Genomic DNA, 23,664 nt, shown 5'->3' with positions numbered 1-23,664 from the left:
CTATGGGCATAATGGCAGCTATACCACGAGCTGCAACACACTTCTGTACCCACGCTGTTTCTGACCGCAACACGCGCAATTAGCGTACCACTTGCCTTTCTGCTTTCTTGATCCTCGGCTCCATTTGGGTACAGTTCTGTGAGCATTTCTGGACATTAGGAGAGAAGAGCACAATGAGCAGCATACCGGCCAGGCCGATTGTGCTTTACAATACACTCGGTCGAGAGAAACAGCGTTTTGAGCCGCTGCATCCGTCAAAGGTAGGCATCTATAGCTGCGGTCCCACCGTTTATCGCGACATCCACATCGGTAACTTGCGCACGTTCCTGATGACCGACTGGCTTCGCCGCATGCTCGAATACAACGGCTACGAGGTGCTGCTGGTGCGCAACATCACGGATGTTGGCCATTTGCAGAACGACGTTGAGGAGAGCGGCGAGGATAAAATCGAGCATGAGGCGCGCCGGACGGGTCGCTCAGCCTACGAGATTGCCGCCTACTATACACGCCGCTATGAGGAGGACGCTGCCGAGCTGAATATTCTGCCGCCCCACATCGCTCCCAAGGCAACCGAGCATATCTCTGAGATGCAGGAGATGATCGCCAGGCTTATCGAGAAAGGGCTGGCTTACGTGACAGGCGAAGGCAACGTCTACTACGATGTAAGCCGCTTCTCGGACTACGGCAAGCTCTCCGGCAATACCTTGGAGCAGCTGCGGGCTGGTGGGCATGGACGCGAACAGATGGAGGTGGCCGATGACAAGGAGTCTCCCGAGGACTTTGCCCTCTGGAAGCGCGGTAGCCCCAGGCGTCAGATGAACTGGGATAGCCCTTGGGGCCTGGGGTTCCCGGGCTGGCATATCGAGTGCTCGGCCATGTCCGTCAAGTACCTGGGCGAGCAGTTCGATATCCACACAGGCGCGGTCGATCTGATCTTCCCCCATCACGAGGATGAGATCGCGCAGAGCCAGGGCGCCAGCGGCAAGCCGCCAGTGCGCTACTGGGTCCACGGCGAGTTTCTGGATTTCGGCAATGCCAAGATGGCTCGCTCGAAGGGCAATGTGGTGCTGCTTTCAACGCTGAAGGAGCGCGGCATTGAGCCGTTGGCTCTGCGTTATCTGCTGTTGACCGCGCACTATCGCTCAAAGATCAATTTCACTGATGAGTCGATCACGGCAGCGCAGAACGGCTTGAACAACCTGCGCGAGACGCTAGCGGAGCTGCCCGCCGATGGCGCGGGGGCGACCGGTCCCTGGTCGGAGGAGGCTCAGCGTCTGCGGGATGCGTTCCACGAGGCTATCAACGATAATCTGGAGCTGCCCACAGCTCTCAATCTGGCCCACCGCACGCTTCGTAATCAGCGCATTCCACCAGCCGAGCGGCGCCGCCTGCTGCTGGACTTTGACCGCGTGCTCGGTCTTCGCCTGGAGACGGTGGCTCCACGCCAGCCGCGCTCTATCCCCGAGGAGGTGCTGGCTCTGGTGCGCGAGCGCGAGGCGGCCCGCGCCGCTCGCGATTGGCAACGCTCGGATGCCTTACGCGAGCAAATCAAAGCCTATGGCTTTGAGGTGCGCGATACATCTCACGGTACCGAGCTGATCTAGCCAGGCTTGCCGACGAAGAGCTTCGGCCAGGCCCGATGTCGCTGGTAGGAACTGCTCACGGCTGCATGCCCGCCTACCCAGCTCTCTGTCCGTGGCCTGGTTCTTTGCCACCTGCCATGCGCCTTGCGTCGGTGTTGAACATAGGCGGTTGCACCAGAAGGCGAACGATGGCTTTCGCTGGCTCTAGAGCGGATTGCTAGCGCGGCAACCATGCTTTGCGGCCAGAGTCGACTACGAGAGCCTGCCGTCTGCTCCACTGACAACGTATAATATTGCCTGGATGATCCAGGTTGTCTGCTAGCAAGAGCGGGAGGGAGCCAGGGTCAGCCTGGTGTTCTTCCCGCTGTTCTTCTACTTTTCCTCGCTCGCTTGCTCATACCGGGCAGATGGGCAAGCGCCGATGGTTGAAGTATCAGTCGGATCAGATTTCAGCATAGAGCGACTCGCCGACTTCTGACCTATCCCAGTTGCTCGCGCAAGTGGAGAAGCGTGATGTGATGGCTAGATGAGCGGTCGCTTGCGCAAGCGACAAGCCAGGAGCAGGCCAGCGGTTGTGCAAGCTGGCTTAGCGAGTCGGATCATACGTACGCAAAGGAGGCGAGACTCATGGCATCCTGGTGGCAAAAGACGCTGATGGCCGCTGCCGGTCTGGCGGGCGCAGTTGGCGGCGCCTACTATTTCTTTTTGCGTCGCCCTGTTCCCTCGCCCAAGGGTGTCCGGCGCCTGCCTGGTTTACACGAAGAGGTCGAGGTCATTACTGACCGCTATGGCGTGCCCCATATCTATGCTCGCAACGAAGATGATCTCTTCTTTGGTCAGGGCTACGTCCATGCTCAGCAGCGCCTCTGGCAGATGGACTTCAATCGCCGTCTGGGCTCAGGCCGGCTCTCGGAGATCGTGGGAGAAGTCACGCTGGACCTTGATCGTTTCTGTCGACGCCTGGGCTTGCATCGCGCCGCTGCCAGCGATGTGGTCCATCTCTCGGCCCATCATCGCCGGATCTTGGAGGCCTATGCCGCCGGCGTCAATGCCTGTATCGAGAATCACACGCTCCCGGTGGAGTTCACGCTCTTGCGCTATCGGCCCGCCCCCTGGCAGCCTGCCGATAGTCTGCTCTGGGCGAAGATGATGGGCTGGAACCTGAGTGGCAACTGGGAGAGTGAGCTGATTCGGGCCCGTATTGTGGCCCGTGCCGGAGCAGAGCGAGCGGCTAAACTGGAGGCCGGCTATGATCCTGCACATCCGCTGATTATCCCGCCCGGGGCCGAGTACGGCGGCGTCAATCCGGGCTTGCTGGAGCCATATGAGCAGGTGAAGCTGCTGAGCGGTTTCGGCCCGCTGGGGGCTAGCAATAACTGGGTGGTGGATGGCAGCAAGACGGTGACGGGCGCTCCCATTCTCTGCAATGATCCGCACCTGGCTCAGGGGGCTCCTTCGATCTGGTTCGAGTGCCACCTGGTGGCTGGCGATATCGATGTGATCGGGGCTTCGTTCCCGGGCACGCCCGGCATCGTCATCGGCCACAATCGCCATATTGCCTGGGGCCTGACGAACGCGATTTCCGATGTTCAGGATCTCTACATCGAGAAGTTTGATCCGCAGCATCCATCTCGCTACGAGTTCCGGGGCCAGTGGGAGGAAGCTCAGGTGATCCGCGAGGAGATCCATGTGAAGGGACGGAAGGAGCCGGTTGTCGAAGAGGTAGTGGTGACACGTCATGGCCCCATTCTGACAACGCTGCCTACAGGGCAGGGACGCGCGAGCGAGGGAGACGGCGCTACTCCCTCAGAGGTGCCGCTGGCTCTGCGCTGGACCGGTTTCGAGTCGTGCCGCATTATTGCCGCAGTGGAGAAGCTGAATCGCGCAACCTGCTGGGAGGAGTTCCTGGAGGCGATGCGCGATTGGGATGTGCCGCCGCAGAATGTGGTCTATGCTGACCGCGAGGGCAATATCGGCTACATTATGGCGGGCCTGATTCCTGTCCGTAGCCACCGTCAGACGCTGCTGCCTTCGCCGGGTTGGACGGGGGAATATGAGTGGACGGGCTTCATCCCCTTTGAGGAGCTGCCGCGCCTCTTTAATCCGCCTGAGCACGTGATTGTGACGGCCAATAACCGCGTGGTGAAGGATGACTATCCTTACTACATTACTCACGAGTGGCTGAATGGGTATCGCGCTCAGCGCATCCGTGATCTGCTGCTGAGTAAGGAACGACTGTCGCTGGCGGATATGGCGCGCATCCAGTCTGATCAGTATGCGCTGCCGGCTCGCGAGATTGTGCCTCACGTGCTCGAGACGGTCAGCCCGGCGAATGCTCTGGAGGAGACGGCGCTGCAGACGCTGCGGGAGTGGGATTATGTGCTCTCTCCTCAGAGCGCCGGAGCGGCGATTTATGAGACGTTCTTGCAGAAGCTGGAGCGCATTGTCTTCGGGGCGGTCATCGGCGACGATGAGCAGTTGCTCTATCAGTACCTGGGCGTCGGTTCGACTTTGCTGGCGATTCTTAACGGCTATGCCAGTCGGAGTAAGCCGCTGCTGATTCGCTTGCTGAAGGAGCGTGACGACGCCTGGTTTGCGGAGTCGGCTATTCCCAATGGGCCACACTCGTGGCAGGCGGCTATCTCGGCGGCCTGGTCGGCAGCTATTGCTGAGCTGCTGGAGAAGTTGGGCCCAGATGTGGCACGCTGGCAGTATGGAGCGATTCACCGCCTGACCTATCAGCATCCGCTGGGGAATGTGAAACCGCTCGATAAGCTGTTCAATCGTGGCCCCTATCCAGCGGGCGGCGATATCGATACGGTCTTTATGGGCGCGGTGCTGCCTAACCAGCCAGAGCAGGTGGTGATCGTGCCTTCGTATCGCCAGATTGTAAACCTGGCCGATCTGAATGCTTCGCTTTCGGGCCATGCACCCGGGCAGTCGGGCCATCCCGGCAGCCGCCACTACGGTGATTTCGTGCGCCCCTGGTTGCGCACGGAGCATCATCCGATGCTTTTCGAGCGCCAGGCGATCGAGGAGAATATGGAGGGCCGCTTGCTCTTGCAGCCGCGCTAGCCTCCTCTCTGCGGAGACAAGGCAGCTCATCAGGCCCGAGATACTGTCACTGCAGAGGACAGACAACAGCTGGGATCATCTGTTGTCTGTCCTCTTCCTTCTCCGTGCGCTGGTTCTCCGCGGAGCTGCTCTATGGCCGGCCCACGCACCAGGTGAGAAAACGATAGCCAGCGTCTCACCCGGCACCGTTGGATCGCTTGCCAGCAGCTGCCCAGGAACAAGCCTCTCGCTGCAGAGACTTTTGCAAAGGTCAGGCAACTGGTCTATACTGCCTCATTGACAGTATTCTCCGCCGCGGTTTTAGCCGCGCGGGAATCCAAAGCGGCGGATCAGAGGTATTCTTCTATTCTAAGTGCATTGAGGCTGCTGGCATGGAACACGATGGGAAAAGAAGACTGATCGCCTTTGGCTGGTATGGGGGGAAATTTAATCACCTCAATTGGCTCTTACCGCTGCTGCCCAAGACCACGCACTACTGTGAACCTTTTGGCGGCTCTGCTGCCGTCTTGCTCAACCGCGAGCCATCACCAGTGGAGACCTACAATGACCTCGACAGCGAGGTTGTCAATTTCTTCCGCGTCTTGCGCGAGCAGAAAGAGGCCCTGATCGAAGCCATCGGCCTGACGCCCTTCTCGCGCGAGGAGTTCGAGCGCGCGTGTAGCGAAGCGCCGGAAGGTCTCTCGGATCTGGAACGGGCCCGGCGTTTCTTCATTCGCGCCAGGCAAGTTCGTACCCGGCTGGCGCAGTCCGCCAGCGCCGGACGCTGGGCGCACTGCATCCTGACCAGCCGCGCCGGGATGGCAGGGGCCGTTTCGCGCTGGCTGGGCAGCGTTGAGGGACTGGCCGAAATAGCCCAACGCTTGCTGCGCGTGCAAATTGAACATGCCCCTGCGATCGATGTCATCGAGCGCTACGATAGCGAGGAGACCCTTTTCTACTGCGATCCGCCCTATCCCCACGATGCTCGTGGGGATGCCAATGCCTATGCGCATGAGATGAGCGACGATGATCATCGCCGCCTGGCAGAGGTACTGCACAGTGTGAAAGGGAAGGTCGCCCTCTCAGGCTATCACTGTGATCTCCTTAGCCATCTCTATCGAGACTGGCAATGTGTCGAGGCGCCAGTAAAGCTCTGCCATTCGAAGAAGACTCCCAGGCAAGAAGTATTGTGGGTAAATTATGACGCCCTCAAAGCAGCAGCTTGGAAGGGGGCAACGCAGCAGCGGCAACAGGGTCGGCGGCGACGAGAGGGACTGAGCCAGGCAGCAGAGCTATGGCCCCAATAATCAATCAAGCCGGTATCCTCGCCTCAAAGGCAAAAGATACCGGCCCCTTCTTCCAGAAAGTTGCCTGCCCGGTCCAGAGCGCCAGGCTGGCAGGCTGGCAGGCGGCTCTCGTCTCTAATCCTGCTTATTGAAGGCCACTGCGCCCCAGATGATAAAGATCAGCCCCAACGCTGCCACAATCGCCAGCTCCACCGGCGTCGAGAGCGTCGTATCGAAGACCTTCACACCCAGGCCCAGGCCATCCAGCACAAACTGGGGCAGATTGAGCGCCCGCAGTACCGCCTGCCGCAGCGGGTCCACCCCATACGTCACCGGATTAATCTTCGTCAGGAAGGCCAGCCAGTCGGGCAGATTGCGCAGGGGGAAGAGCGCCCCACTCAGGAAGAACATCGGCATCAGGAAGAACTGCATGATCATCTGGAAGCCTTCCATCGACTTCATGCGCGAGGCAATGACAATGCCCAGCGACGTCAAAGAGAAGGCCAACAGCAGCATCTCCAGCATCAGCTTGACCACCAGGCCGACGCTCAGATTGACCCCCACCAGCGGCGCAAAGATCAGCATGATCGTCCCCTGCAACATGGCGATCGTGCTGCCACCCAAAGCCTTCCCCAGCACCAGCGACGTACGCGAGATTGGCGCCACTAACATCTCCCGTAGAAAACCAAACTCGCGGTCCCAGACGATTGAAATCGCCGAGAAGATCGAGGTAAAGAGCACGGTCATGCTCAAGACGCCCGGGAAGAGAAAGGTTCGGAAATCCAGGGTCGGCGTCCCCGGTGGCAGATTGGCCTGACTGCCAACCACATTCAGACTGCTGGAGAGGCCAGAACCAAAGATGAAGAGAAACATCAACGGCTGGGCCAGCGAGGTGATGATCCGTATCCAGTCGCGCACAAAGCGCAAAACCTCGCGGTACCAGATGATCACAATCGTATTGAGGTTGCGCCGAAACGCCCCGTTGATCGGCGTCAGGGTCTGCTCAATCTGCGCCGGTTGCGGCGTCGCTACAGTTGTCGCCATGATCTTTATCTCCTTCCCCACTGACGCGAACGCATGAAGCCACGCATCTGCTCCCTGGCATCAGCCTCTTCCTCACGGATCTCACGTCCCGTCAGCTTGATGAAGACATCGTCCAGCGTCGGGCGCCGCACGCTGATCGAGGCAATGCGCGCCGTCACCGTTTCAACGATGCGCGGAACCAGCTCTTCGCCGCCCGCAATCTCAAAGACCAGCTCCCCTTTGTTCTCCCGCGGCTCCACCCCAAAATGCTCCTTGATCTGCTGCGCTGCCACAGCGTTATCGCTGGTCTTGAGACGAATGACATCGCCTCCTACCATGTCCTTGAGCCGACTCGGCGTGTCCAGCGCCACGATCTTGCCATGATCTATAATGGCAATTCGATCACAATATTCAGCTTCATCCATATAGTGCGTGGTCAAAAACATCGTAATCTGCTTCTGCTGGCGCAGATTCAGAATATATGACCAGAGATGCAGGCGCGTCTGTGGATCAAGGCCGATGGTTGGCTCGTCAAGGAAAAGGACGCGCGGATAGTGCAAGAGGCCACGAGCGATCTCCAGGCGGCGCTTCATGCCTCCCGAGAAGGTACGCACCAACTGATCGCGCCGGTCGTAGAGATCGACCATCTTGAGGAGCTCCTCGCGACGCTGCTTGCTCACCGCCGCCGGCAAACCATAGACGGTGGCATGGAAGCGCAGGTTTTCGTCTGCGGTCAGGCGATCGTCAAGGCTCGGGTCCTGGAAGATGAGGCCGATCGATTCGCGCACCTTGTTGCGCTGCGTCACAAGGTCGTAGCCGGCGATGCGCGCCCGCCCAGCAGTGGGGTGCAGCAGGGTACAGAGCATGTTGATGGTGGTCGATTTGCCGGCACCATTGGGACCGAGGAAGCCGAAGATCTCCCCAGGGTAGACTTCGAACGAGATGCCTTTAACCGCCTCTAGCTTGCCATAGTGGCGGGTCAGGCCCTCGACTTCGATGATGGGCGCCCCCGTGGGCCGCACTCCCTCGCTCGCGACCGCCATCCGCAGATCCGCCGGCGACTGAATCCGTCCGTTTAGCTGTTCTCCTTGCAGTGTCTGCTCTTCAGCAGCCATGTCTGCCATGTAACTCTCCTTCTCTCTCAGCTCTCTCAGCTATCACAGTGGCCAGTTCTTCTAGCCCGCGAAGAAGTGCACACCGCCCCTCTTCGCTCATCAGGCTGAAGACTGCCTTGAGCTGCTCTTTCATCTGATGCGCCATGTGTTGGCGCAATTCTCTCCCAGAGTCGGTGAACTCGACAAAAACCTGACGACGGTCTTGCTGATCACGCCTCCTCATCACCAGCCCCCGTCGTTCCAGGCTGTCAACCGCCCGCACCACCGTCGCGGGATCAAGGTCCAGATGGCTGGCCAGTAGACCGATGGTGTACGGCTCCCCCCCTTCTTGCAGTGCCCGCTGCAGCAAGCCCAACACCATGAACTGGGTCGTACTCACGATCACACCATGCTGATGGGCCCGCTTGAAACTCGCTCCCATCGCCCTCTGAATCTGGCTGAACAAGCTCGCAAAGCGCTCCGCCTGCTCCTCCAGGTCCTGTACCTGCCTTTCACCATCGGTCTCTCTTTCCATGACCCCTGTTTGCTTCCTTTCTTCCTGCGTTGCTAACTCGTTGCTCTACTCAGTTCGTTGTTGCTACCAATTAGTGATAGTAACAATTATTGACTTGATCAAAGAATAGCACGATCTCTCACCGCTGTCAAGCCCATCTCTCAATTCGATATATCGTTTTCTTGAAAGTATAACGATATATCGGATCAGTGTCAAGGTGGCAGATTCTTTCTCTGCTCCAGTGGCTCTTTGAGAGGGCCTCTGATAGGCCCTGAGACGGGGCGAGGCTGCGGACTGTTCTTGCTTACTTATGCTCGCTTGCCGATCACCGATCACCAGCCCTGTCCACGTTCAGCCGGTGAGGGTGAGACGCAAAAAGAGAGGGGCGATGGCGTAACGCAATAGAGGGATAACTACGGCGGCTTTGCCGTCGCAGACGGGAATGAAGAATGCTAACAGTCTAGAAGTGGGTGAGGCTGACTCGTGGCGACAAGGATCGCCAGGGATGCAGGCTTCACCTGCGGAAGTGCCGCTCAGACACCGGCAGCGCTGTCACGGACTGCGCCTTTGTTCGCCTGCTCCGCATGGGCAGGGGTCAGCGCCGCCTCCTGGCTCTGGCCTGCACGCTGCTCCTTCTGCTCCTTGAGCAGGAGGCTGGCCGCCTCACGCGTATTGAGCGGCAGGCGAGGGATATTCCCGGAGATCTGCGCCAGCTCCTCAACCTGCAGCTCTTCTTTGATCTTATCTTTCACTACCCTGGCTTGACCAACTCCTCGGCCCAGGTTGCGCGCCACCGACTGGAGCGCCCGCGGCCCGAAGAGTGCCAACCCAAAGAGGAGAATGATGAGCAGGTCAATCGGATGAAAGCCCATAGGGGCCACCTTTCGTCTTGGCTCTCTCTCGCTTTCCAAACTGGGAGGCCAGTAGTCGCATCCCTACTCGCTGGTTCTTCTCAAGAGTATGATACCATAGGCTGTTCGCTTCGCGCGAGAGCATGGGCACTCAGCAATAGTTCGGTGCCATGCTCTGGGGCGACTATGCGCGCCTGCGCCACGACGTTCCAGCCCTGGAGACAGCCCTCGAGGCAGCGCGCAAGCTCCACGGGACCTGGCTTCACGACGGCGATATCAAGCAAGTCCAGCTAGAGCTTGCCCTGCTCTCAACGCCGCGCGCAGCCACCGATCTGCTACGTCTGACCTTCGACGTCTGGTATCAGCCCCGCGAGATGCGCTCTGACGGAAGCTGGCATTGGGCCCGCGCCGGCTTCGTCGTCAAAAGCCTGGAGGCTCTGATCCTCAGTTCCTATCTCTCGCAAGCACGCGAGCTGGCCACCTTCTTCGCCCACAATAGTCCCCACAGCTTTACAGTCTATGAGGCCCTGCGCTGGGAATGGACCGCTATTCGCCTCCGCCTCTTCGGCACCCTGGCCCAGCGACGAGCCTTTCCTGGACAGGCTACGCGCGCTGGCTATCTCCGCCAGGCCGTCATCGCCCTCTAAGGCGATCCTGACGATGCCGCGGCAGCCGCCCGCTGCGCTGGAGCCGCTCCGTTGCCCAGGCCCCGGCCAAGGTCAACCAGCCCACAGCGATTCTTAACGACTGGCCGGGACAGGACAGCGAAAAAAATTCAGGAACGAAAAAGTGATTGTTGGGAGTTTATTATATTGGAGAGAGTGCCGAGGTTGATCGCCTGGCTTCTCCTCACAGCGTAGTTGATGCTCTCTCTCAGTATCTCCTCGCGTCTCTCAGACCCTGCCTCGTAAGAGGGGGCACCCCACCACGAGGATCACGCAAGGAATGGGGAAACGAGGAAGTGAGAGGAGAGGGCTACGACTGTGAGTACAGAGGCCGGCAGTGGTCGACGCAGGAGATCCAGGCCCGGAGCTTCCCCCACACACCCCCACTCCGAGCCTGCCGATTGCTGTTTTCGGTTCCTGCTACAGCAATCGGTCTCCTTCTTTTTGGCCACTTGCAAGCAGCGCCAGCTCCTTTTTCTCTCCCTTAGCCAGGACCATCCTCAACTACTCGCCCTGCCTGCCCTGCCGCTCGCCGACATGGCCAGATCGGGGGAGAAAGCGGTCTTCCACTACTGCCTATTCTCTGGCCTGTGCTATCATCTAAGCCGAATAGAGAAATGCAGAAATAAAAATGAGGAGGGTAGCGCTGGTACGCTACCCATGTGAGCAAGCAAGCAAGTACAGAAGTGAGTGAGGGAACCATGCAGCCCAGAGAGAGCTTCCCCCCGAGTGGAACCCAGCTCCGCACGATTGTTGTCAGTGCCCTGGTCCTTTTTGCCCTGGCCGGCATCATGAGTGGCTTCGCCTTCGGGGCCGCCGTGCATCATCGATCCAGTGCCAGCCAACCGACGCCTTCGCCAACCGTGCCCACCATCGCCCAGCACACCATTACCCCGACACCAACGCCCTCGCCGGTGCCCATTCTCCTCGGGATTCCCCGTTTTGCCGCCGGACCGACCTTCAGCGAAGTCGCCGACGGCCAGACCAGCTACACCGTGACCGCCCAGGCCATCGACAAGCAAGGGCAGGCCATCAACCGCAGCGGAGTGACCTGCAAGCTCTGGCTGGTGCACCGTGTCCCTGATGGGGCACTCCTCCAGCTGCCCGATATTGGCAAGCGCATGGATCAGGCCAGCATCCAGCAACCTATTCCGGGGCAGGTCAAAGACAAGTCCTACGACGAAGTCGCAGGATTACAGTTCTCGGCAGGCACCCCACAAACCCAATCCTGCGACTCCCAAGGGCGAGCCACCTGGAACTACACTATCTCCCCCAGCGTGCAGCCGGGCAAGTATGATCTCGTCCTGCTCACCGACTGGCAGGGCATCCATTACAACTGGAGCTGGGCCCACATCGTTATTACCAAAGCACAGGGGATGGGACCAGGCAACGACTGAGCACCTTCCGGCTGCTGGCTGCTGCCTTTCGTCTCGTCGCGATCTCCTGCCAGCCCAGAGGCTGACAGAGCGCCAGCGATAGTCATCCTGTTGTGGTCTCACCGACCAGCAAGCAAGCAGCTCGGCGCCAGGGACTTCCTGTCGGCCTGGCCTGCTTCCTCACTCACTCACTCACTTCCTCACTCGCTCGCTTGCTCCGCCCGTCCCTGCAGCATCTGCGCCAGCTCGCGCAGCACTCCTCGGATCAGGAGCACAAAACGCGAACTGGCGGCGGCAGCAGTGGCCAGCACCTCGCTATGATCGACCGGCTGCCCCTCGCTCCCGGTGGCGCTATTCGTAATCAGGCTCAGACCAAGAACACGCAGCCCCACATGGCGGGCCACGATCACCTCGGGCACGGTGGACATTCCCACAGCATCGCCCCCAATCTGGTGCAGAAAGCGCAGCTCAGCCGGCGTCTCGTAGGATGGGCCACTGACCATCACATAGACCCCCTCATGCAGGCGCAGGCTAGGAATCTCTCCAGCCACCCGCTGCACCACGGCCCGCAGCTCCTCATCGTAAGCCGCCGTCATGGCCGGGAAGCGTACCCCCAACCGCTCATCGTGAGGACCACGCAGCGGATGCCAGCCCGCCAGCCCGGGCAGATTGATGTGATCGCGAATCAGCATGAAATCGCCAGGCTGATAGGCTGGATTCAAGGCGCCAGCCGCATTGGTCACCACAAGCACCTGGGCGCCCAGACGCGCCATTACCCGCACAGGCAGCGTGACCTCCTGCGGTGTATAGCCCTCGTAGAGATGCAGCCGGCCCTGCATGGCCACCAATGCCACCCCCTCCAACTGCCCCACTATCAGGCGACCAGCATGGCCTGCCACTGTCGACGAGGGCCAATGTGGCAGCTGAGCGTAAGGAATAGCAGCCGTAGCCTCTACCGCCTCGGCCAACTCGCCCAGACCCGACCCCAGAATCAGAGCCACCTGGGGGACCAACGGAGAGCGCTGCTGGATTACTGCGACGGCCTCCTCGACCTGGTCGTACAACATAGCACTATCCTCGCACCAACAAAGAATCAAGGCCCTCAGACGTCCCCCAACGCTTTGAGCGCCCTGCCTCTCTCGATAGGTGAGCATATTGCAATAATGCCTGTACACCCTGCGGCTCGCTGCTCCGCTTGACCGCCAGGAGCATCAAGGACTGACGCAACTGAGAGGGCGTCAGTTCGGCAATGCCAGCACGCTGAGCGTAGTTTCTAACCACCAGCCAGAAGCCCTGGCGAGTCAGTCGCCGACCATGATGATTCACGAAGAGGCCAGGCTCCTCGGGACGACGGCGGGCCAGATAAGGACGAGAGCGCAGCAGATACTGCTCCAGCGCCATCACGGCCTGCGATGTCAGCGGACACTCGCGCAGACGCCCATCGCCGCGCGGATAGACCAGCGAGCCACAGAGGCGATCGAAACAGCCCACATCGAGGGCCACGAGATCAGTGAGATGCATCCCCGTCGCATAGAGCACCTGCACCATCGCCAGATCGCGCATGCCCGTTGGCGTGAATGGCGGAATCTGCTCCAGCAGGTGCATGAGCTGCTCAGCCGAAAGGACCGGCAAGGTCATCCTGAGAGGACGAGGAGCTGGCACCGTCTCCAGCGGATTCCTCTCCACCAGCCCCAGGCTCTTCAGATGGCGAAAAAAGGTCTTGAGCGCGGCCAGCTTGCGACTGATCGTCGTGGGCTGATAGGCCCGCACCTGACGCATCTCCTCTAGATAGGCCTGGACATCCTCGCTCTCGACCTCCGACCAGTACCAGCGTTGCCGCTGTTGCGCTAGAAACGAGGAGAACTGAGAGAGATCGTTGCGATAGGCCGCCACCGTGTGGTGATTGATTCCAGCGCCCCTCTCAGCCAGAGTGGCGAGATAGGCATCCACAGCTTCTTGCAACATTGCGACATATCCTCTGCCCAGAAATGAGAAAGAAGTGCATCTACCACCATCTTCTCGTCTCGTCCGTGTCTGAGGGAGGAGTGGGTGGCTTGCCTCGGTGCTGGCATTATATGCCAGAGGCTGGCGAGAGGCAAGAGTGGCGACAGAAGAGTACCACTGCGCCGCACCCAGAACCGGGTGCTATAATAGGACTATCCGCCCGGTATGCACAGAAACGGAAATGTGGCAGGTCGGTCGGGGCGCCAGCTCGCGCCGATGACTCCGACCTTGCTGCTATGGTACAATCCTATCCACCAGATAGCTAGCGGGAGAGAGAGATGAGCAAGTTTTCGAATATGCTGAGCCAGGCGCGGCGTGGCCAGAGCGGTGGCGCTATCGGCTTCTTCGGTAGCAAAAGCCGGCCAACCGTCAAACCACGCGCCGCCGCTCTGCTAATTGAGTTTCCCGCCGTCAACGCTGGCGAGGCGGAGGCCGCGATCAAAGCCGGCGCCAATGGCCTGCTCTTTCATTGGTCTGGCTCTTCCCTGGATAGGGCCAGCCTCGCAACCCTCAAAGAGCTGAGTGAGACCATTCAAAGCCAGGACGAGAACGCCGCCCTCGGCCTGCGCCTCCTCGGCAACGGCGCCGGCATCGAGCGAAAAATGCTAGAGTCGCTCAAAGAGCATGGAGTCCATTTCCTGATCGTGCCGCTCCAGGCTCCGGCTCGCTTACTGAGCACGCACCTGAAGGACTTCGATCTGGCGGTGACGCTCCCCTGGCACGGGAACGATCCCCTCTATCCTCTGGTGGTGCGTAACCTGAGCGCGTTCGAGGGGATCTCGGCCCTGCACTTCGACGGGCGAGAGCTACCGCTCGAGCGCCTCAGCATCGAAGAGGCGCTTGGCTACCGCGCCATCCGCGAGGCGCTGCGCCTGCCAGCTCTCATGAGCCTGGCCTCCCTCACGAACGAGGCCGCCGCCTATGGTCTGCTCGCGCTGGGCATCCAGGCAGTGATTGTGCCGGCCAGCGAGAACATCGCTACGACGACTCAGCGTATCCAGGAGCTGCGCGAGTGGCTAGAGAAGGCCCATCAGGAGGAAGAAAAGGAGCTTCCCCCGCCGACCGTGCCTCAGCCGTCGCTCTCAACTTCCTTTGAGGAGGAGGAAGAACCCTAGAGCGGCCCGCCAGGTCCTGCAGCATGCCAGATTGAGCGCGGGCTAGCCCGCCGATCGAGCCGGCTGGGACCGGCTTAGTTCATCACCAGATGATGAAAGGCCTCAGCCCAGGCGAAGCCATGCTCGCTGCCGAGCAGATGGCCTCGCTGGCGCACAAGCTCGCGGATGGCCCGGGCATCGTGCCCGCGCGTCTGACTGGCATGGCAGAGAAGAGCTTCGACTTCCTTACCAAGGACAGCGCTGAGTGAGGTCTACCCAGTGAGTGATTCGGCTGGTTGCTGGCCACGCAGTAGATCTGGCGGACACGATGCGGCTCACCCCACCCATCTTAGCAAACTGCTCGGGATAATACAGGAGGTTATGCGAGGCAGCCAGGAGCTAGCTGACCTCGCATCCCTGGGCAGTCAGGCGGACAATGGTCCCAGCGCAGAGAAACTCGGCCATCGTCGGGATGGGCCATGACGAGTAGGATACGCTGGCCACCAGGGGGAAGAAGTGCCTTGCTGTCCTCTCTACCACCGTTTCCTCACTCATCTCTCAAGCGTGGAATAGCGAAATGCTTGCCGGTCTGCCAGTGCAACTGGCGCCGGGGAATGCTCCGCAGCAGCTGCCTGGTAAGCTGCCAGACTCCCTCGGGATCACTATTGTTGCGCCAGTAGTAATAGCAGGCGACCTCGTCAGGCTCAGCCTGCAGCACCAGCTGAAAGAGCTTCGGAAGTTCCTGCTGGCCGCCTTCATCCAGATCGAAGTTCTGCAACCAGAGCAGGCTACGCTTCTGATGCTGACGCGCTAGATCAACAATCTCCCGCTCCCCACGATCAGCGCTGCTCGTTGCAGCCTCAGCCGCTTGAGGCTGCTGGCGAGGCCGCTGCCACAGGTGGAGGCCCAACATGTCCAGGTCCGGCAAGAGGGCGAGATCCTCAACCAGGCTGGCATCGTAGGAGGGGAGCACAATCACTGTCCTGACATGCTTGTCTAGACCTTTAATGTGGGCACAGAGATCGCTCAAGAAGGTCACCCAGGAGCGACGCCGAAAGCCCGCCAGGTCGGTGACATCAGGACAAAGCGCCCGACACACTGAGCAGAAGCAGGTGATTTCTCCGTAGTCTGGCCCATCGAGCAGGATGCCGTTAATGGGATAGGTATTTAAATAGAAAGCAAGCTCCTGGAAGAGCCAGCGGCGAAACGGCTCGTGATTGAAACAGGTGAGATCGTGATAACGACCGTGATGGTCCAGCACACGTGACTCGGGGTGATGAAAAGTATACCAGCTCGGAGCCGGCGAGAGGGTGGCGAAGAGGTTGCCATGCTGGCCCGGACTCAGGTAGACTTTGAGGCCCACGTCTTGCGCGAGCAACAGACCTCGCTCCAGGTCGCGCGGCCAGTAGTGACGTTCTTCATCTTGAATGCTGTAAACGATGCTGCTGGCGCCCGCGGCGCGAATCTGCTCAAAGTCCCGTTTGACGAGGTCGGGATGAAAGAGCGAGTGGAAATAAGCAACAGTAATGTCCATGACGCTCACCAGGCAAGCGGTCCAGGATAGGTGGTGCGGAGACCGATTTCTGCTCATGCTGAGCAAGCAGCTTGGCTATGTTGGGAAATAGCTCGCTGGTAGTATACCACAGGTGGGGCAGAATAGTTCTCCCACGGGCGAAAAAGGACTAACCTCCTTCTCTGGGACTGCATTCTTGACAGCCTGGCCAGGAAGCGGCACAATCCAGACGAAGGGAATGGCTATGGCTATGCAATGGCAATGGTTACAACCAGGGAGAAGCTGCACGGTACGGACCTACGCCAAGATCAATCTGACGCTTGATGTTCTCGGTCGCCGCGCCGATGGCTACCATGCGCTGGCGACGGTGATGCAGACGATCGATCTCTACGATACGCTCTCTTTGACGCTGCGCGAGGATGGGCAGGTGCGCCTGGTCTGCAGCCAGCCTGAGCTGAGTACAGAGGCCAATCTGGCACTCCGCGCGGCGTTGCTGCTCCGGGAGCATAGCGGCGAACAGCACGGCGCGCTGATTGAGCTGCAGAAGCGTATTCCGAGCGCCGCTGGCCTGGGCGGAGGAAGCAGCGACGCTGCCGCAGCTCTCCTGGCTCTGACACGCCTGTGGCAACTGCAACTGACCTCGGAGCAGTTGATGGCGTTGGCCGCCTCGCTCGGCTCAGATGTGCCGTTCTTTCTCTACGGAGGGCTGGCGCTCTGTGAGGGCCGGGGCGAGCTGGTGACCCCTTTGCCTCCCTGCTGGCCCTCCGAGCTGCGCTGGCTGGTGCTGCTGAAGCCGGCGATCAGCGTGGCAACTGCCGGGGTCTTTGGAGCGTTGACGGCGCGCGACTACAGCGATGGCTCGCACACCCAGGCGGTCTGCGCGGCTCTGCAGGCGCAACGGATGCCTGCCCTGGCTCACCTTCACAATGGTCTTGAGCGCGGCGTCCTGGAGCGCTATGCCGAGGTGGCTGCCGGGCGGGCCGCACTTCTGGAGGCTGGGGCACCTTTCGTCCGCCTCTCGGGCAGCGGTCCTACGCTCTTTACAGCGCTGGCCGACCTTGAGAAGGCTCATCGTCTCTGGCTCCGTCTCCAGGAGCAGGGCTATGAGGTCTATCTGACTCAGGCGGTCTCTCCCTCCGCAGAATCTCTGACGCTTGCTACTGTGGCCGCTCACTAAGCCGCTTTGGGCTGCAGCAAGCTGGCTAGTGCACTCGACGCGCGAAAGCCCCCTTTGCTATAATGCCAGTATCGGTAGCCAGTTTGCCAGCGTTGTTAAGCGCCAGAGGAGGCCACAATGAGCATTTGGGACTCACTCCACCGCGGCCTGGAGAAGGCTTCTAAAGAAGCTGCTCGCATGGGACGTATTCGCTACCTGCGGAGCACGATCGAACAACTCAAACGCGATTTCAGCCAGCAGGAGAGTGGCCTGGTGGCGAGAACTCGCGAGCTGTATGAGACGGGCCAGCTGCACCAGAGCGAGCTGATGCCCTTCTGTGAGGCCCTGGCCAGTCTACAACAGCAGTTGAGCGAGGCCCAGAGAGAGCTGCAGAGCGTGCAAAGCGGGTCTGAGGCTACTGCCCGAGGCCAAACGGACATTATCACAAGCTATCCTGTACCGGAGCCGGGAACGTTGCCAGCCTGGGCTCCCCTCGGCAGCGGTGGTGAACGGGAGCCAACAGCAAGCAGCCATCCTCTTTACAGTCCTGGGATTGAAGAGGAATCAGCAACCCAGATCGCTCCGCCCCCACCTCCACCTCCTCTTGGGGGTGCGCCTTTTGCTCCTCCTCTGAGCGGTGCAGCCTATCCTACCATCCCTACCCCCTCCGTCGGCAGTAGTCCAATGCACCCCACCATTCCAGCTTCTCCGCTTACTCCTGTCCATCAGGACGAAGGCGGAGTCAGCGGCCCTGATGAGATAGCAGCAGCCTCTGGGTCAGCTACTGCCCCGCCGCTGAGCGGCAGTCTTTGCCCTTCCTGTAAGGCCAACATGCCGCCTGGGGTACGATTTTGCACAAGGTGTGGGCAGGCCCTCGCTACGGTAGCGAGACCAGGTCCTTCCTTCGCGCCAGAGCCTGGCCTGACTCAGCAGCCAACGATCGCCACCCCTCCTGCAGCAGCTCCCGCTACGGCCATTGATCCAGCGAGCATCAGCAACCAGGAGACAGTTTTGCAGCCTCCCCCTGGCCAGCCGGCCCAAGGAGGTTCGCCTGATGCTCCCAGCAGCACGGGCGATCCTCAAGAGGGATGCCCCTGATTGCAGAAGGCAAGGAGACGCTACCAGCGGTAAGGCAGGCTGCGCCATGCGATAACGGGCAGGCGCCAACTTTTTGTCTAAAGCATATAAGACGGTCGATAGCCAATCCTTCCTGATTTTTAGGTTTTACATAATCGCATATGATATACATAGATGGGAAGTGAGGAAGAGCACGAACATTATGCCTGGAGCAGCTCTGCGCCAGCATGTGGTGAGCCTGCTCTGCTACATGCTGCGCTTTCCTTTTGCCTGTTTCAATGTTGGCGAGCGCTGGCTCCGGCGACGCTCCTGGCGCGAACCGCGCCGGATTGTGCTGATCAAGCCTTGTTGCCTGGGCGACCTGCTGATGACAACGCCGCTGCTCGCGGTTGTGCGGGCGGCTTATCCCCAGGCCCAGATTACGTATGTGGCCAGCAGCTGGTCGAAGGTGGTGCCGGAGCATCATCCCGCCGTGGATACAGTCCTGGATTGCGGTACGGTCGGTATCCCTGGGCGCTACCGCCTGTCAGAGTATTTGCGCTTTGCTCGCCTTCTACGCAGGCAGCGTTTCGATCTGGCCTTTGTTCTGGATCGATCTCCTATGCTGACCCTGCTCCCCTGGCTGGCGGGTATCCCCCGCCGCGTGGGGCCGGACAGCCTGGGACGCGGCTTCGCGCTGACTGACCGTGTGCCTGCCCCTGCTACTCTGTCCGACCTGCGCCATCAGGCTGAGCTGTACCTGGACCTGGCGCGTGCCCTGGGCCTGCCGTTGAAACGGGCCTACATGCGCTTTGTGCCTACCAGTGAGGAGCGCCAGCGCGCCCGGACCTTGCTCTCTCGTGACGCCAGTCGGGATGGCGAGCCATGTCTGCAGGTTGCGCTCTTGCCCGGCGGCGGCTCTAACCCAGGGATGACTTTGACAGCCAAGCGCTGGCCAGTAGCGCGCTATCGTGAGCTGGCGCAGCGCCTGGTGAGCGAGTTGGAGGCTCGCGTGTTGCTGGTTGGCGGCCCAGAGGATCGCGCCGTCAACGAGGAGGTGCTGACTGGTCTGGCCGTCCCACCAGGCCGCGTGCTCAATCTGGCAGGCGAGACTAGCTTTGGCGAGCTGGCGGCCATTTTTGAGCAGTGCGCTCTCTTCATCGGCAACGATAGTAGTCCGATGCATCTGGCCACCGCTGTGGGCATTCCAGTGATCGCCCTTTTCGGTCCGACCAGTCCACAGGAGTATGGTCCCTATCCCCTGGACGAGCCGCACCACGTGGCTCTCTGGCAGCATCCGCGCGGGGAGCCTTGCTTTTTCTTGGGTCGCATGCGCGCCTGCCAGGAATGCACCTGCATGCAGGCGCTCAGTGTCGATCTGGTCTGGCAGGCCGTGCAGCAACTGCTGCCCAGCCCTGAGCGGGGGGGAATTCGATGATGCGAGAACGGCTACGTGAAGCGCTCCTGTTGCTGATCTATCTCTGTGGCCTGCCGGGGGCGTGGCTGGCACAGCGGCGCGCCCGACGCTCCCTCTCGTCTGCCCAGGCCCCTCGCCTGCTGCTTCTACGGCCGGACCACCTGGGGGACCTGGTCCTGACAACACCAGCGCTGACGGCGCTCAAGGAGCGCTGCCCGACAGCTCAGGTGACGCTCTTTGTGGGGCCCTGGTCACAGGCGATTGTGATGGGCCATCCAGCAGCGGAACGGGTCTTGACCTGCGCCTTCCCGGGCTTCCGGCGGGCGGCCCAGGGAACCTTGGGACCCTATTGGCTACTGCTGCGTCTGGCCTGGCAATTGCGACGCGAACGCTACGATCTGGCGATCAACCTGCGCCCCGATTTCTGGTGGGGCGCGGCCTTACTCTACCTGGCAGGCATCCCTCAGCGCGTCGGCTACGCCCTCGCGCCGGGTAGGCGTTTCCTGACGCACGCTTTGCCCTTCCCCGAAGGAGAGCATAGCACCTGCTCCAGCCTGCGCCTGGTGAGCACTGCGCTTGAATTGTTGGGTCAGGCCCCCCTCGCGGAGCCGTTTACCCCTGAACGCTACCCGCTTCTCTTCAGGCCAACGGCCCAGGAAGAGCAACGGGCCGCCGCCCTGCTCGCTGAGGCCGGTCTGACAGATGAGGTGCCTTTCGCGGTCATCCATCCTGGCAGCGGGGCCGCTGTCAAGCTCTGGCGTCCGGAGGGCTGGGCCACTTGCGCCGTGACCTTGTTGCGCCGCTATGGCCTGCGCCTCGTTTTAACAGGTACCCAGCAAGAGCAAGCCCTGCTTGAGGAGATTGCCGCCCTGGTTCGCCAGCAGCTCCGGACCGGCGAGGCGCCTCCTGTCTTGTTCTCCACTTTGAGCGTTGGGGAGCTGGCCGCCTTTCTGCGCCGCGCACAGCTGGTGCTCGGAGTCGACAGCGGCCCGCTGCACGTGGCCGTCTCACAGGGGACGCCCACCGTGGCGCTCTACGGCCCTGCCGACCCCTCTATCTTCGGTCCCTGGGGCAATCCCAGACGCCATATGGTTATTCTGGCAAGCCAGCGCTGCCCCACCTGTCCAAAACTTCCCTGCGGGCGCCTTGATATTCCGCCGCAGGCTTTGTCGGAGCATCCCTGCGTACGTCTGATCCCAGAGGAGCGCCTCCTTGCAGCGATAGAGCAACTCCTGCCAGCACGCATGTTGTAGAATAAGGATGGCACGCGAGAGGTATGGCAGCAAGAGAAGAACTCGATGAATATGGCTATCCACTGCGCCCGCCAGCCCGGCGCCGCCTGCGCAAGCTGTTCATCCAGCTCAGTAAGCGCACCTTGCTGACGATCATCTACCTGGCGTTGAGCAGCTATGGCCTGCTGCTGCGCTGCGCTCGCCTGGCGCAACGTCGAGAGCCGCTCAACCCGCAGCATTTCAGGCCGCGGCGCATCCTGGTCATTCGCCTGGACCTCATCGGCGATCTGGTCCTTTCACTAACGCTGGTGCACGCCCTCAAGCGGACCTATCCCGAGGCGGAAATCGATCTCCTGGCGATGCCTTCGACTGCGCCAATCGCCGGCGCCGATCCTGCCCTGGCCCAGATCATCACCTACGATCCGAACATCTGGCGCCGGCCCAAAGCGCTCGTTCGAGGCCAGCATTGGCGCGAGGCAGCGGCGCTGCTGCGCCGACTACGGGCCAGGCGCTATGACCTGGCCGTGAGCGTCTTTGGCCCCTGGGCGGCACTGCTGGCTCTCTTCAGCGGCGCCCGACGACGGGTGGGCTTCGCTGGCGAGGGTTACGCCGGCTTTATGACCGATCCCGTCCCGGGCCGTCACTGGCAGCCCGGCGATCGCCGTCACGAAGTCGACTATTGCCTGGAGCTGGCCCGCGCGGCAGGCGTCAATCTCCAAGCAGAAGATCGCTTTCCGCGCCTCCCCGTCGATCCCCAGGCCCGTCTTGAGGTGGAGACCCTCCTCAAGCGCCTCAATCCCGCGATCGACCTCGCTGAGCCTTCCAGCTCAACGGGAGCGCGCAGGAGGCCCCTGGTGGTCTGCCACGTGGCCTCGCATAACGGCTACGCCAAGCGCTGGCCTATCCCCTACTGGGCACGCTTGCTGACCGGACTGGCGCAGGAAGCTCAGGCGCACCTGGTTCTCACGGGAGCCAGGGGCGACCTGCCACTCATTCTGGCCATCCTCCAGCGCCTGGACGCTTCCACGCCGGTGCTCAACCTGGCCGGACAGACCAGCCTGCCTCAGCTGGCGGCCCTGATGCAGATGGCCGACCTGGTGGTCAGTGGCGACAGTGGCCCGATGCATATCGCGGCGGCCACCGGGGTCCCTTTGATCGCTATCCACGGTCCGACCGATCCGGCCCTCAGTGGACCCGTCAGCCGGCAGGCCACGATCGTGCGTAGTGGGATCTGGTGCAGCCCTTGTTACGACGCCCGCAGTCCAGCCGACTGCCGCTTCCATACGGTTCAGTGCATGAAGGACGTCACCCCAGAGCAGGTACTGGCCCTGGCGATGCGCCGCCTCCAGGAGCAGTGGTCAGCGCCATCTTCTGCGGCCCGCCCTTCTGTACCGCACGCTCCCACTTCCTCCCGCCCAGAACAGCCGGGCCAGAGCCGCTCGTCTTTATGAGTTTTGTAGAGGAGGCAGCTACCCTAGTGCAGCAGCAAGACGCATCTTTGAGAACGCCATCACCCGAGAACAACCAGCAGCAGCAGTCGATCCGCTTACCAGCGGAGGCGCGTCTCCTCGTCATCAAGCTGGCCTCGCTCGGTGACCTCTTGCTGGCCACGCCAGCCTTGCGCGCCTTGCGCGAGACCTATCCGCAGGCGCGCATCGACCTGCTTGTCACGCCTGGCTCAGCCGATCTGCTCGCCGGTTGGGAGGTCATTGACGAGATCATTGTTCTCGACAAATACCTGTTCGATTCGCCCAGACAGGTCTTGACCGACCCGCTACGGCTCGGGCGCCTCTTCCCACTCTGGCAGCGCCTGCACAGCGCCCATTACGACGCCGTGCTGCTCTTGCACCACCTGACTCTTCCCTTTGGTCGCCTGAAACACCAGCTTCTGGTGCGCGCCACGGGAGCACGCTGGCGCGTTGGCCTGGATAATGGACACGGGTGGTTTCTGAATGTCCGCGTCAAAGACGAGGGCTTCGGAGCCATGCATGAAGCTGACTACAACCTGGCCGTTGCCGCCGCCGTCGACGCTCACACCAGCGACCGTCGCTTAACCGTCCCCCTGAGCGAGGGAGAGCGGGAGCAGGCCCGCTACCTGCTCTATATGGACGAGGCTCCCGATCCTTTTATGCGTCCGATTATTGCCATGCACCCGGGCAGCGGCAGCTACAGCACTGCTCGCCGCTGGGCCCCCGAGCGCTTCGCCGCTCTGGCGGATACTCTTTATCGCGAGGTCGGTGGACAACTGGTACTGCTCGGAGGACCAGAGGAACGCGAGCTACATCAGCATATCCTGAGCCTGCTGCGCTCGGGCCTGCCAGCGCGCAGCCTCGCCGGCAAAGGGAGCGTCAAAGTCACGACAGCCGTCCTGGAACAAGTCGACCTCTTTATCGGCAACGACGCGGGCGTCATGCACCTGGCCGCTGCCGCCGGAACACCCACCGTCGCTATCTTCGGCCTCTCCAACCATCGCGCCTGGGGTCCCTATACCGGCGGCGTACCTGGAAGACAGGCGGTCGTCGTACGCCTTGACCTGCCCTGCATGCCCTGCTTCTATCGCGGCCACGAGCTGGGCACCCCCGAGGGCTGCGCTACCCGCGACTGCCTGGCCCAGCTTGGCGTCGATCCAGTTGCTACCGCAGCACGCAGCCTTTTACTCCAGGCCGGCTACCGGCCCGCCTCGCCCCTCCACTCCTCCCAGCCTTCCCAACCGGGCGCGCCCGGTGAGGACCACTGAAAACGGGCG

Annotated in this window: 20 protein-coding genes; 13 read left to right on the top strand and 7 right to left on the bottom strand. The window is 61.2% G+C overall.

What is annotated here, in order from left to right; all coding sequences use genetic code 11:
* Nucleotides 1-173 precede the first annotated feature (173 nt).
* The 3 genes from cysS to N688_RS03395 all read left to right on the top strand — a co-directional run bounded on the left by cysS (nucleotide 174) and on the right by N688_RS03395 (nucleotide 5,944).
* Nucleotides 174-1,604 carry a cysteine--tRNA ligase gene (cysS, locus tag N688_RS03405; RefSeq protein WP_052887972.1) on the top strand — a complete coding sequence of 477 codons (1,431 nt, stop codon included), beginning with the start codon at nucleotides 174-176 and terminating at the stop codon, nucleotides 1,602-1,604.
* A gap of 606 nt (nucleotides 1,605-2,210) precedes the next feature.
* On the top strand, nucleotides 2,211-4,658 hold the full coding sequence (locus tag N688_RS03400) for a penicillin acylase family protein (RefSeq protein ID WP_052887971.1): 2,448 nt from the start codon (nucleotides 2,211-2,213) through the stop codon (nucleotides 4,656-4,658).
* Between the two features lie 371 nt (nucleotides 4,659-5,029).
* The gene (locus N688_RS03395) at nucleotides 5,030-5,944 is read left to right on the top strand and encodes a DNA adenine methylase (RefSeq protein ID WP_052887970.1); all 915 of its coding nucleotides are present in this window, start codon (nucleotides 5,030-5,032) and stop codon (nucleotides 5,942-5,944) included.
* A 114-nt stretch (nucleotides 5,945-6,058) separates the two neighbouring features.
* Here the strand turns inward: N688_RS03395 and N688_RS03390 are convergent, their stop codons facing one another.
* The 4 genes from N688_RS03390 to N688_RS03375 all read right to left on the bottom strand — a co-directional run bounded on the left by N688_RS03390 (nucleotide 6,059) and on the right by N688_RS03375 (nucleotide 9,426).
* The gene (locus N688_RS03390; protein WP_052887969.1) at nucleotides 6,059-6,967 is read right to left on the bottom strand and encodes an ABC transporter permease; all 909 of its coding nucleotides are present in this window, start codon (nucleotides 6,965-6,967) and stop codon (nucleotides 6,059-6,061) included.
* Nucleotides 6,968-6,972: 5 nt separating this feature from the next.
* Nucleotides 6,973-8,070 (bottom strand): ATP-binding cassette domain-containing protein, encoded by a 1,098-nt coding sequence (locus tag N688_RS03385; protein ID WP_202901830.1) that lies wholly within the window; start codon nucleotides 8,068-8,070, stop codon nucleotides 6,973-6,975.
* Entirely contained in the window at nucleotides 8,051-8,575 is a 525-nt protein-coding gene (locus tag N688_RS03380) for a MarR family winged helix-turn-helix transcriptional regulator (RefSeq protein ID WP_052887968.1), read from the bottom strand. The genes N688_RS03385 and N688_RS03380 overlap by 20 nt, the downstream gene beginning before the upstream one ends.
* Before the next feature lie 512 nt (nucleotides 8,576-9,087).
* Nucleotides 9,088-9,426: a Sec-independent protein translocase subunit TatA/TatB gene (locus tag N688_RS03375; protein ID WP_052887967.1), complete on the bottom strand. Its 339-nt coding sequence runs from the start codon at nucleotides 9,424-9,426 to the stop codon at nucleotides 9,088-9,090.
* A 149-nt stretch (nucleotides 9,427-9,575) separates the two neighbouring features.
* Here N688_RS03375 and N688_RS03370 point away from each other — a divergent pair, with 149 nt between their 5' ends.
* Together N688_RS03370 and N688_RS03365 are read left to right on the top strand one after the other, a co-directional pair.
* A complete protein-coding gene (locus N688_RS03370) occupies nucleotides 9,576-10,052 on the top strand; it encodes a hypothetical protein (RefSeq protein ID WP_052887966.1) in 477 nt (158 codons plus the stop codon).
* Between the two features lie 719 nt (nucleotides 10,053-10,771).
* A complete protein-coding gene (locus N688_RS03365) occupies nucleotides 10,772-11,467 on the top strand; it encodes a hypothetical protein (RefSeq protein ID WP_052887965.1) in 696 nt (231 codons plus the stop codon).
* 179 nt (nucleotides 11,468-11,646) lie between these two features.
* Here the strand turns inward: N688_RS03365 and N688_RS03360 are convergent, their stop codons facing one another.
* Nucleotides 11,647-12,513 carry a purine-nucleoside phosphorylase gene (locus N688_RS03360; protein ID WP_052887964.1) on the bottom strand — a complete coding sequence of 289 codons (867 nt, stop codon included), beginning with the start codon at nucleotides 12,511-12,513 and terminating at the stop codon, nucleotides 11,647-11,649.
* Between the two features lie 4 nt (nucleotides 12,514-12,517).
* Nucleotides 12,518-13,411: a tyrosine-type recombinase/integrase gene (locus N688_RS03355; protein ID WP_052887963.1), complete on the bottom strand. Its 894-nt coding sequence runs from the start codon at nucleotides 13,409-13,411 to the stop codon at nucleotides 12,518-12,520.
* A gap of 317 nt (nucleotides 13,412-13,728) precedes the next feature.
* On the opposite strand from N688_RS03355, the gene N688_RS03350 reads away from it, so the two are divergent.
* Together N688_RS03350 and N688_RS23720 are read left to right on the top strand one after the other, a co-directional pair.
* A complete protein-coding gene (locus tag N688_RS03350) occupies nucleotides 13,729-14,565 on the top strand; it encodes a hypothetical protein (RefSeq protein ID WP_052887962.1) in 837 nt (278 codons plus the stop codon).
* Nucleotides 14,566-14,684: 119 nt separating this feature from the next.
* On the top strand, nucleotides 14,685-14,813 hold the full coding sequence (locus N688_RS23720; RefSeq protein WP_272945027.1) for a hypothetical protein: 129 nt from the start codon (nucleotides 14,685-14,687) through the stop codon (nucleotides 14,811-14,813).
* A gap of 278 nt (nucleotides 14,814-15,091) precedes the next feature.
* Here N688_RS23720 and N688_RS03345 read toward each other — a convergent pair whose 3' ends face one another.
* Nucleotides 15,092-16,078: a hypothetical protein gene (locus N688_RS03345; RefSeq protein WP_052887961.1), complete on the bottom strand. Its 987-nt coding sequence runs from the start codon at nucleotides 16,076-16,078 to the stop codon at nucleotides 15,092-15,094.
* 223 nt (nucleotides 16,079-16,301) lie between these two features.
* Here N688_RS03345 and ispE point away from each other — a divergent pair, with 223 nt between their 5' ends.
* The 6 genes from ispE (at nucleotide 16,302) to N688_RS03315 (ending at nucleotide 23,655) form a co-directional block, all read left to right on the top strand.
* A complete protein-coding gene (gene ispE, locus N688_RS03340) occupies nucleotides 16,302-17,234 on the top strand; it encodes a 4-(cytidine 5'-diphospho)-2-C-methyl-D-erythritol kinase (RefSeq protein WP_162179480.1) in 933 nt (310 codons plus the stop codon).
* A 117-nt stretch (nucleotides 17,235-17,351) separates the two neighbouring features.
* On the top strand, nucleotides 17,352-18,311 hold the full coding sequence (locus tag N688_RS03335) for a zinc ribbon domain-containing protein (protein ID WP_052887959.1): 960 nt from the start codon (nucleotides 17,352-17,354) through the stop codon (nucleotides 18,309-18,311).
* A gap of 181 nt (nucleotides 18,312-18,492) precedes the next feature.
* On the top strand, nucleotides 18,493-19,707 hold the full coding sequence (gene waaF, locus N688_RS03330; protein ID WP_052887958.1) for a lipopolysaccharide heptosyltransferase II: 1,215 nt from the start codon (nucleotides 18,493-18,495) through the stop codon (nucleotides 19,705-19,707).
* Complete coding sequence (locus N688_RS03325; protein ID WP_081838466.1) at nucleotides 19,704-20,939, top strand: glycosyltransferase family 9 protein; 1,236 nt, start codon at nucleotides 19,704-19,706, stop codon at nucleotides 20,937-20,939. The genes waaF (N688_RS03330) and N688_RS03325 overlap by 4 nt, the downstream gene beginning before the upstream one ends.
* Before the next feature lie 23 nt (nucleotides 20,940-20,962).
* Nucleotides 20,963-22,369, top strand: a complete 1,407-nt coding sequence (waaF, locus tag N688_RS03320) for a lipopolysaccharide heptosyltransferase II (protein ID WP_052887956.1) — start codon at nucleotides 20,963-20,965, stop codon at nucleotides 22,367-22,369.
* A gap of 47 nt (nucleotides 22,370-22,416) precedes the next feature.
* Nucleotides 22,417-23,655, top strand: coding sequence for a glycosyltransferase family 9 protein (locus N688_RS03315; RefSeq protein WP_162179479.1), 1,239 nt, complete (start codon nucleotides 22,417-22,419; stop codon nucleotides 23,653-23,655).
* Nucleotides 23,656-23,664 lie beyond the last annotated feature (9 nt).

It is taken from the genome of Thermogemmatispora carboxidivorans, assembly GCF_000702505.1.
GTDB classification, from domain to species: domain Bacteria; phylum Chloroflexota; class Ktedonobacteria; order Ktedonobacterales; family Ktedonobacteraceae; genus Thermogemmatispora; species Thermogemmatispora carboxidivorans.
This window is presented reverse-complemented; position numbering and strand designations above follow the sequence as displayed.

What these genes read in the sequence shown, in the direction of transcription:
- cysS (WP_052887972.1), top strand. Translation starts at nt 174, where the DNA reads ATGAGCAGCATACCGGCCAGGCCGATTGTGCTTTACAATACACTCGGT.
- N688_RS03400 (WP_052887971.1), top strand. Translation starts at nt 2,211, where the DNA reads ATGGCATCCTGGTGGCAAAAGACGCTGATGGCCGCTGCCGGTCTGGCG.
- N688_RS03395 (WP_052887970.1), top strand. Translation starts at nt 5,030, where the DNA reads ATGGAACACGATGGGAAAAGAAGACTGATCGCCTTTGGCTGGTATGGG.
- N688_RS03390 (WP_052887969.1), bottom strand. Translation starts at nt 6,967, where the DNA reads ATGGCGACAACTGTAGCGACGCCGCAACCGGCGCAGATTGAGCAGACC.
- N688_RS03385 (WP_202901830.1), bottom strand. Translation starts at nt 8,070, where the DNA reads ATGGCAGACATGGCTGCTGAAGAGCAGACACTGCAAGGAGAACAGCTA.
- N688_RS03380 (WP_052887968.1), bottom strand. Translation starts at nt 8,575, where the DNA reads ATGGAAAGAGAGACCGATGGTGAAAGGCAGGTACAGGACCTGGAGGAG.
- N688_RS03375 (WP_052887967.1), bottom strand. Translation starts at nt 9,426, where the DNA reads ATGGGCTTTCATCCGATTGACCTGCTCATCATTCTCCTCTTTGGGTTG.
- N688_RS03370 (WP_052887966.1), top strand. Translation starts at nt 9,576, where the DNA reads ATGCTCTGGGGCGACTATGCGCGCCTGCGCCACGACGTTCCAGCCCTG.
- N688_RS03365 (WP_052887965.1), top strand. Translation starts at nt 10,772, where the DNA reads ATGCAGCCCAGAGAGAGCTTCCCCCCGAGTGGAACCCAGCTCCGCACG.
- N688_RS03360 (WP_052887964.1), bottom strand. Translation starts at nt 12,513, where the DNA reads ATGTTGTACGACCAGGTCGAGGAGGCCGTCGCAGTAATCCAGCAGCGC.
- N688_RS03355 (WP_052887963.1), bottom strand. Translation starts at nt 13,411, where the DNA reads ATGTTGCAAGAAGCTGTGGATGCCTATCTCGCCACTCTGGCTGAGAGG.
- N688_RS03350 (WP_052887962.1), top strand. Translation starts at nt 13,729, where the DNA reads ATGAGCAAGTTTTCGAATATGCTGAGCCAGGCGCGGCGTGGCCAGAGC.
- N688_RS23720 (WP_272945027.1), top strand. Translation starts at nt 14,685, where the DNA reads ATGCTCGCTGCCGAGCAGATGGCCTCGCTGGCGCACAAGCTCGCGGAT.
- N688_RS03345 (WP_052887961.1), bottom strand. Translation starts at nt 16,078, where the DNA reads ATGGACATTACTGTTGCTTATTTCCACTCGCTCTTTCATCCCGACCTC.
- ispE (WP_162179480.1), top strand. Translation starts at nt 16,302, where the DNA reads ATGGCTATGCAATGGCAATGGTTACAACCAGGGAGAAGCTGCACGGTA.
- N688_RS03335 (WP_052887959.1), top strand. Translation starts at nt 17,352, where the DNA reads ATGAGCATTTGGGACTCACTCCACCGCGGCCTGGAGAAGGCTTCTAAA.
- waaF (WP_052887958.1), top strand. Translation starts at nt 18,493, where the DNA reads ATGCCTGGAGCAGCTCTGCGCCAGCATGTGGTGAGCCTGCTCTGCTAC.
- N688_RS03325 (WP_081838466.1), top strand. Translation starts at nt 19,704, where the DNA reads ATGATGCGAGAACGGCTACGTGAAGCGCTCCTGTTGCTGATCTATCTC.
- waaF (WP_052887956.1), top strand. Translation starts at nt 20,963, where the DNA reads ATGGCAGCAAGAGAAGAACTCGATGAATATGGCTATCCACTGCGCCCG.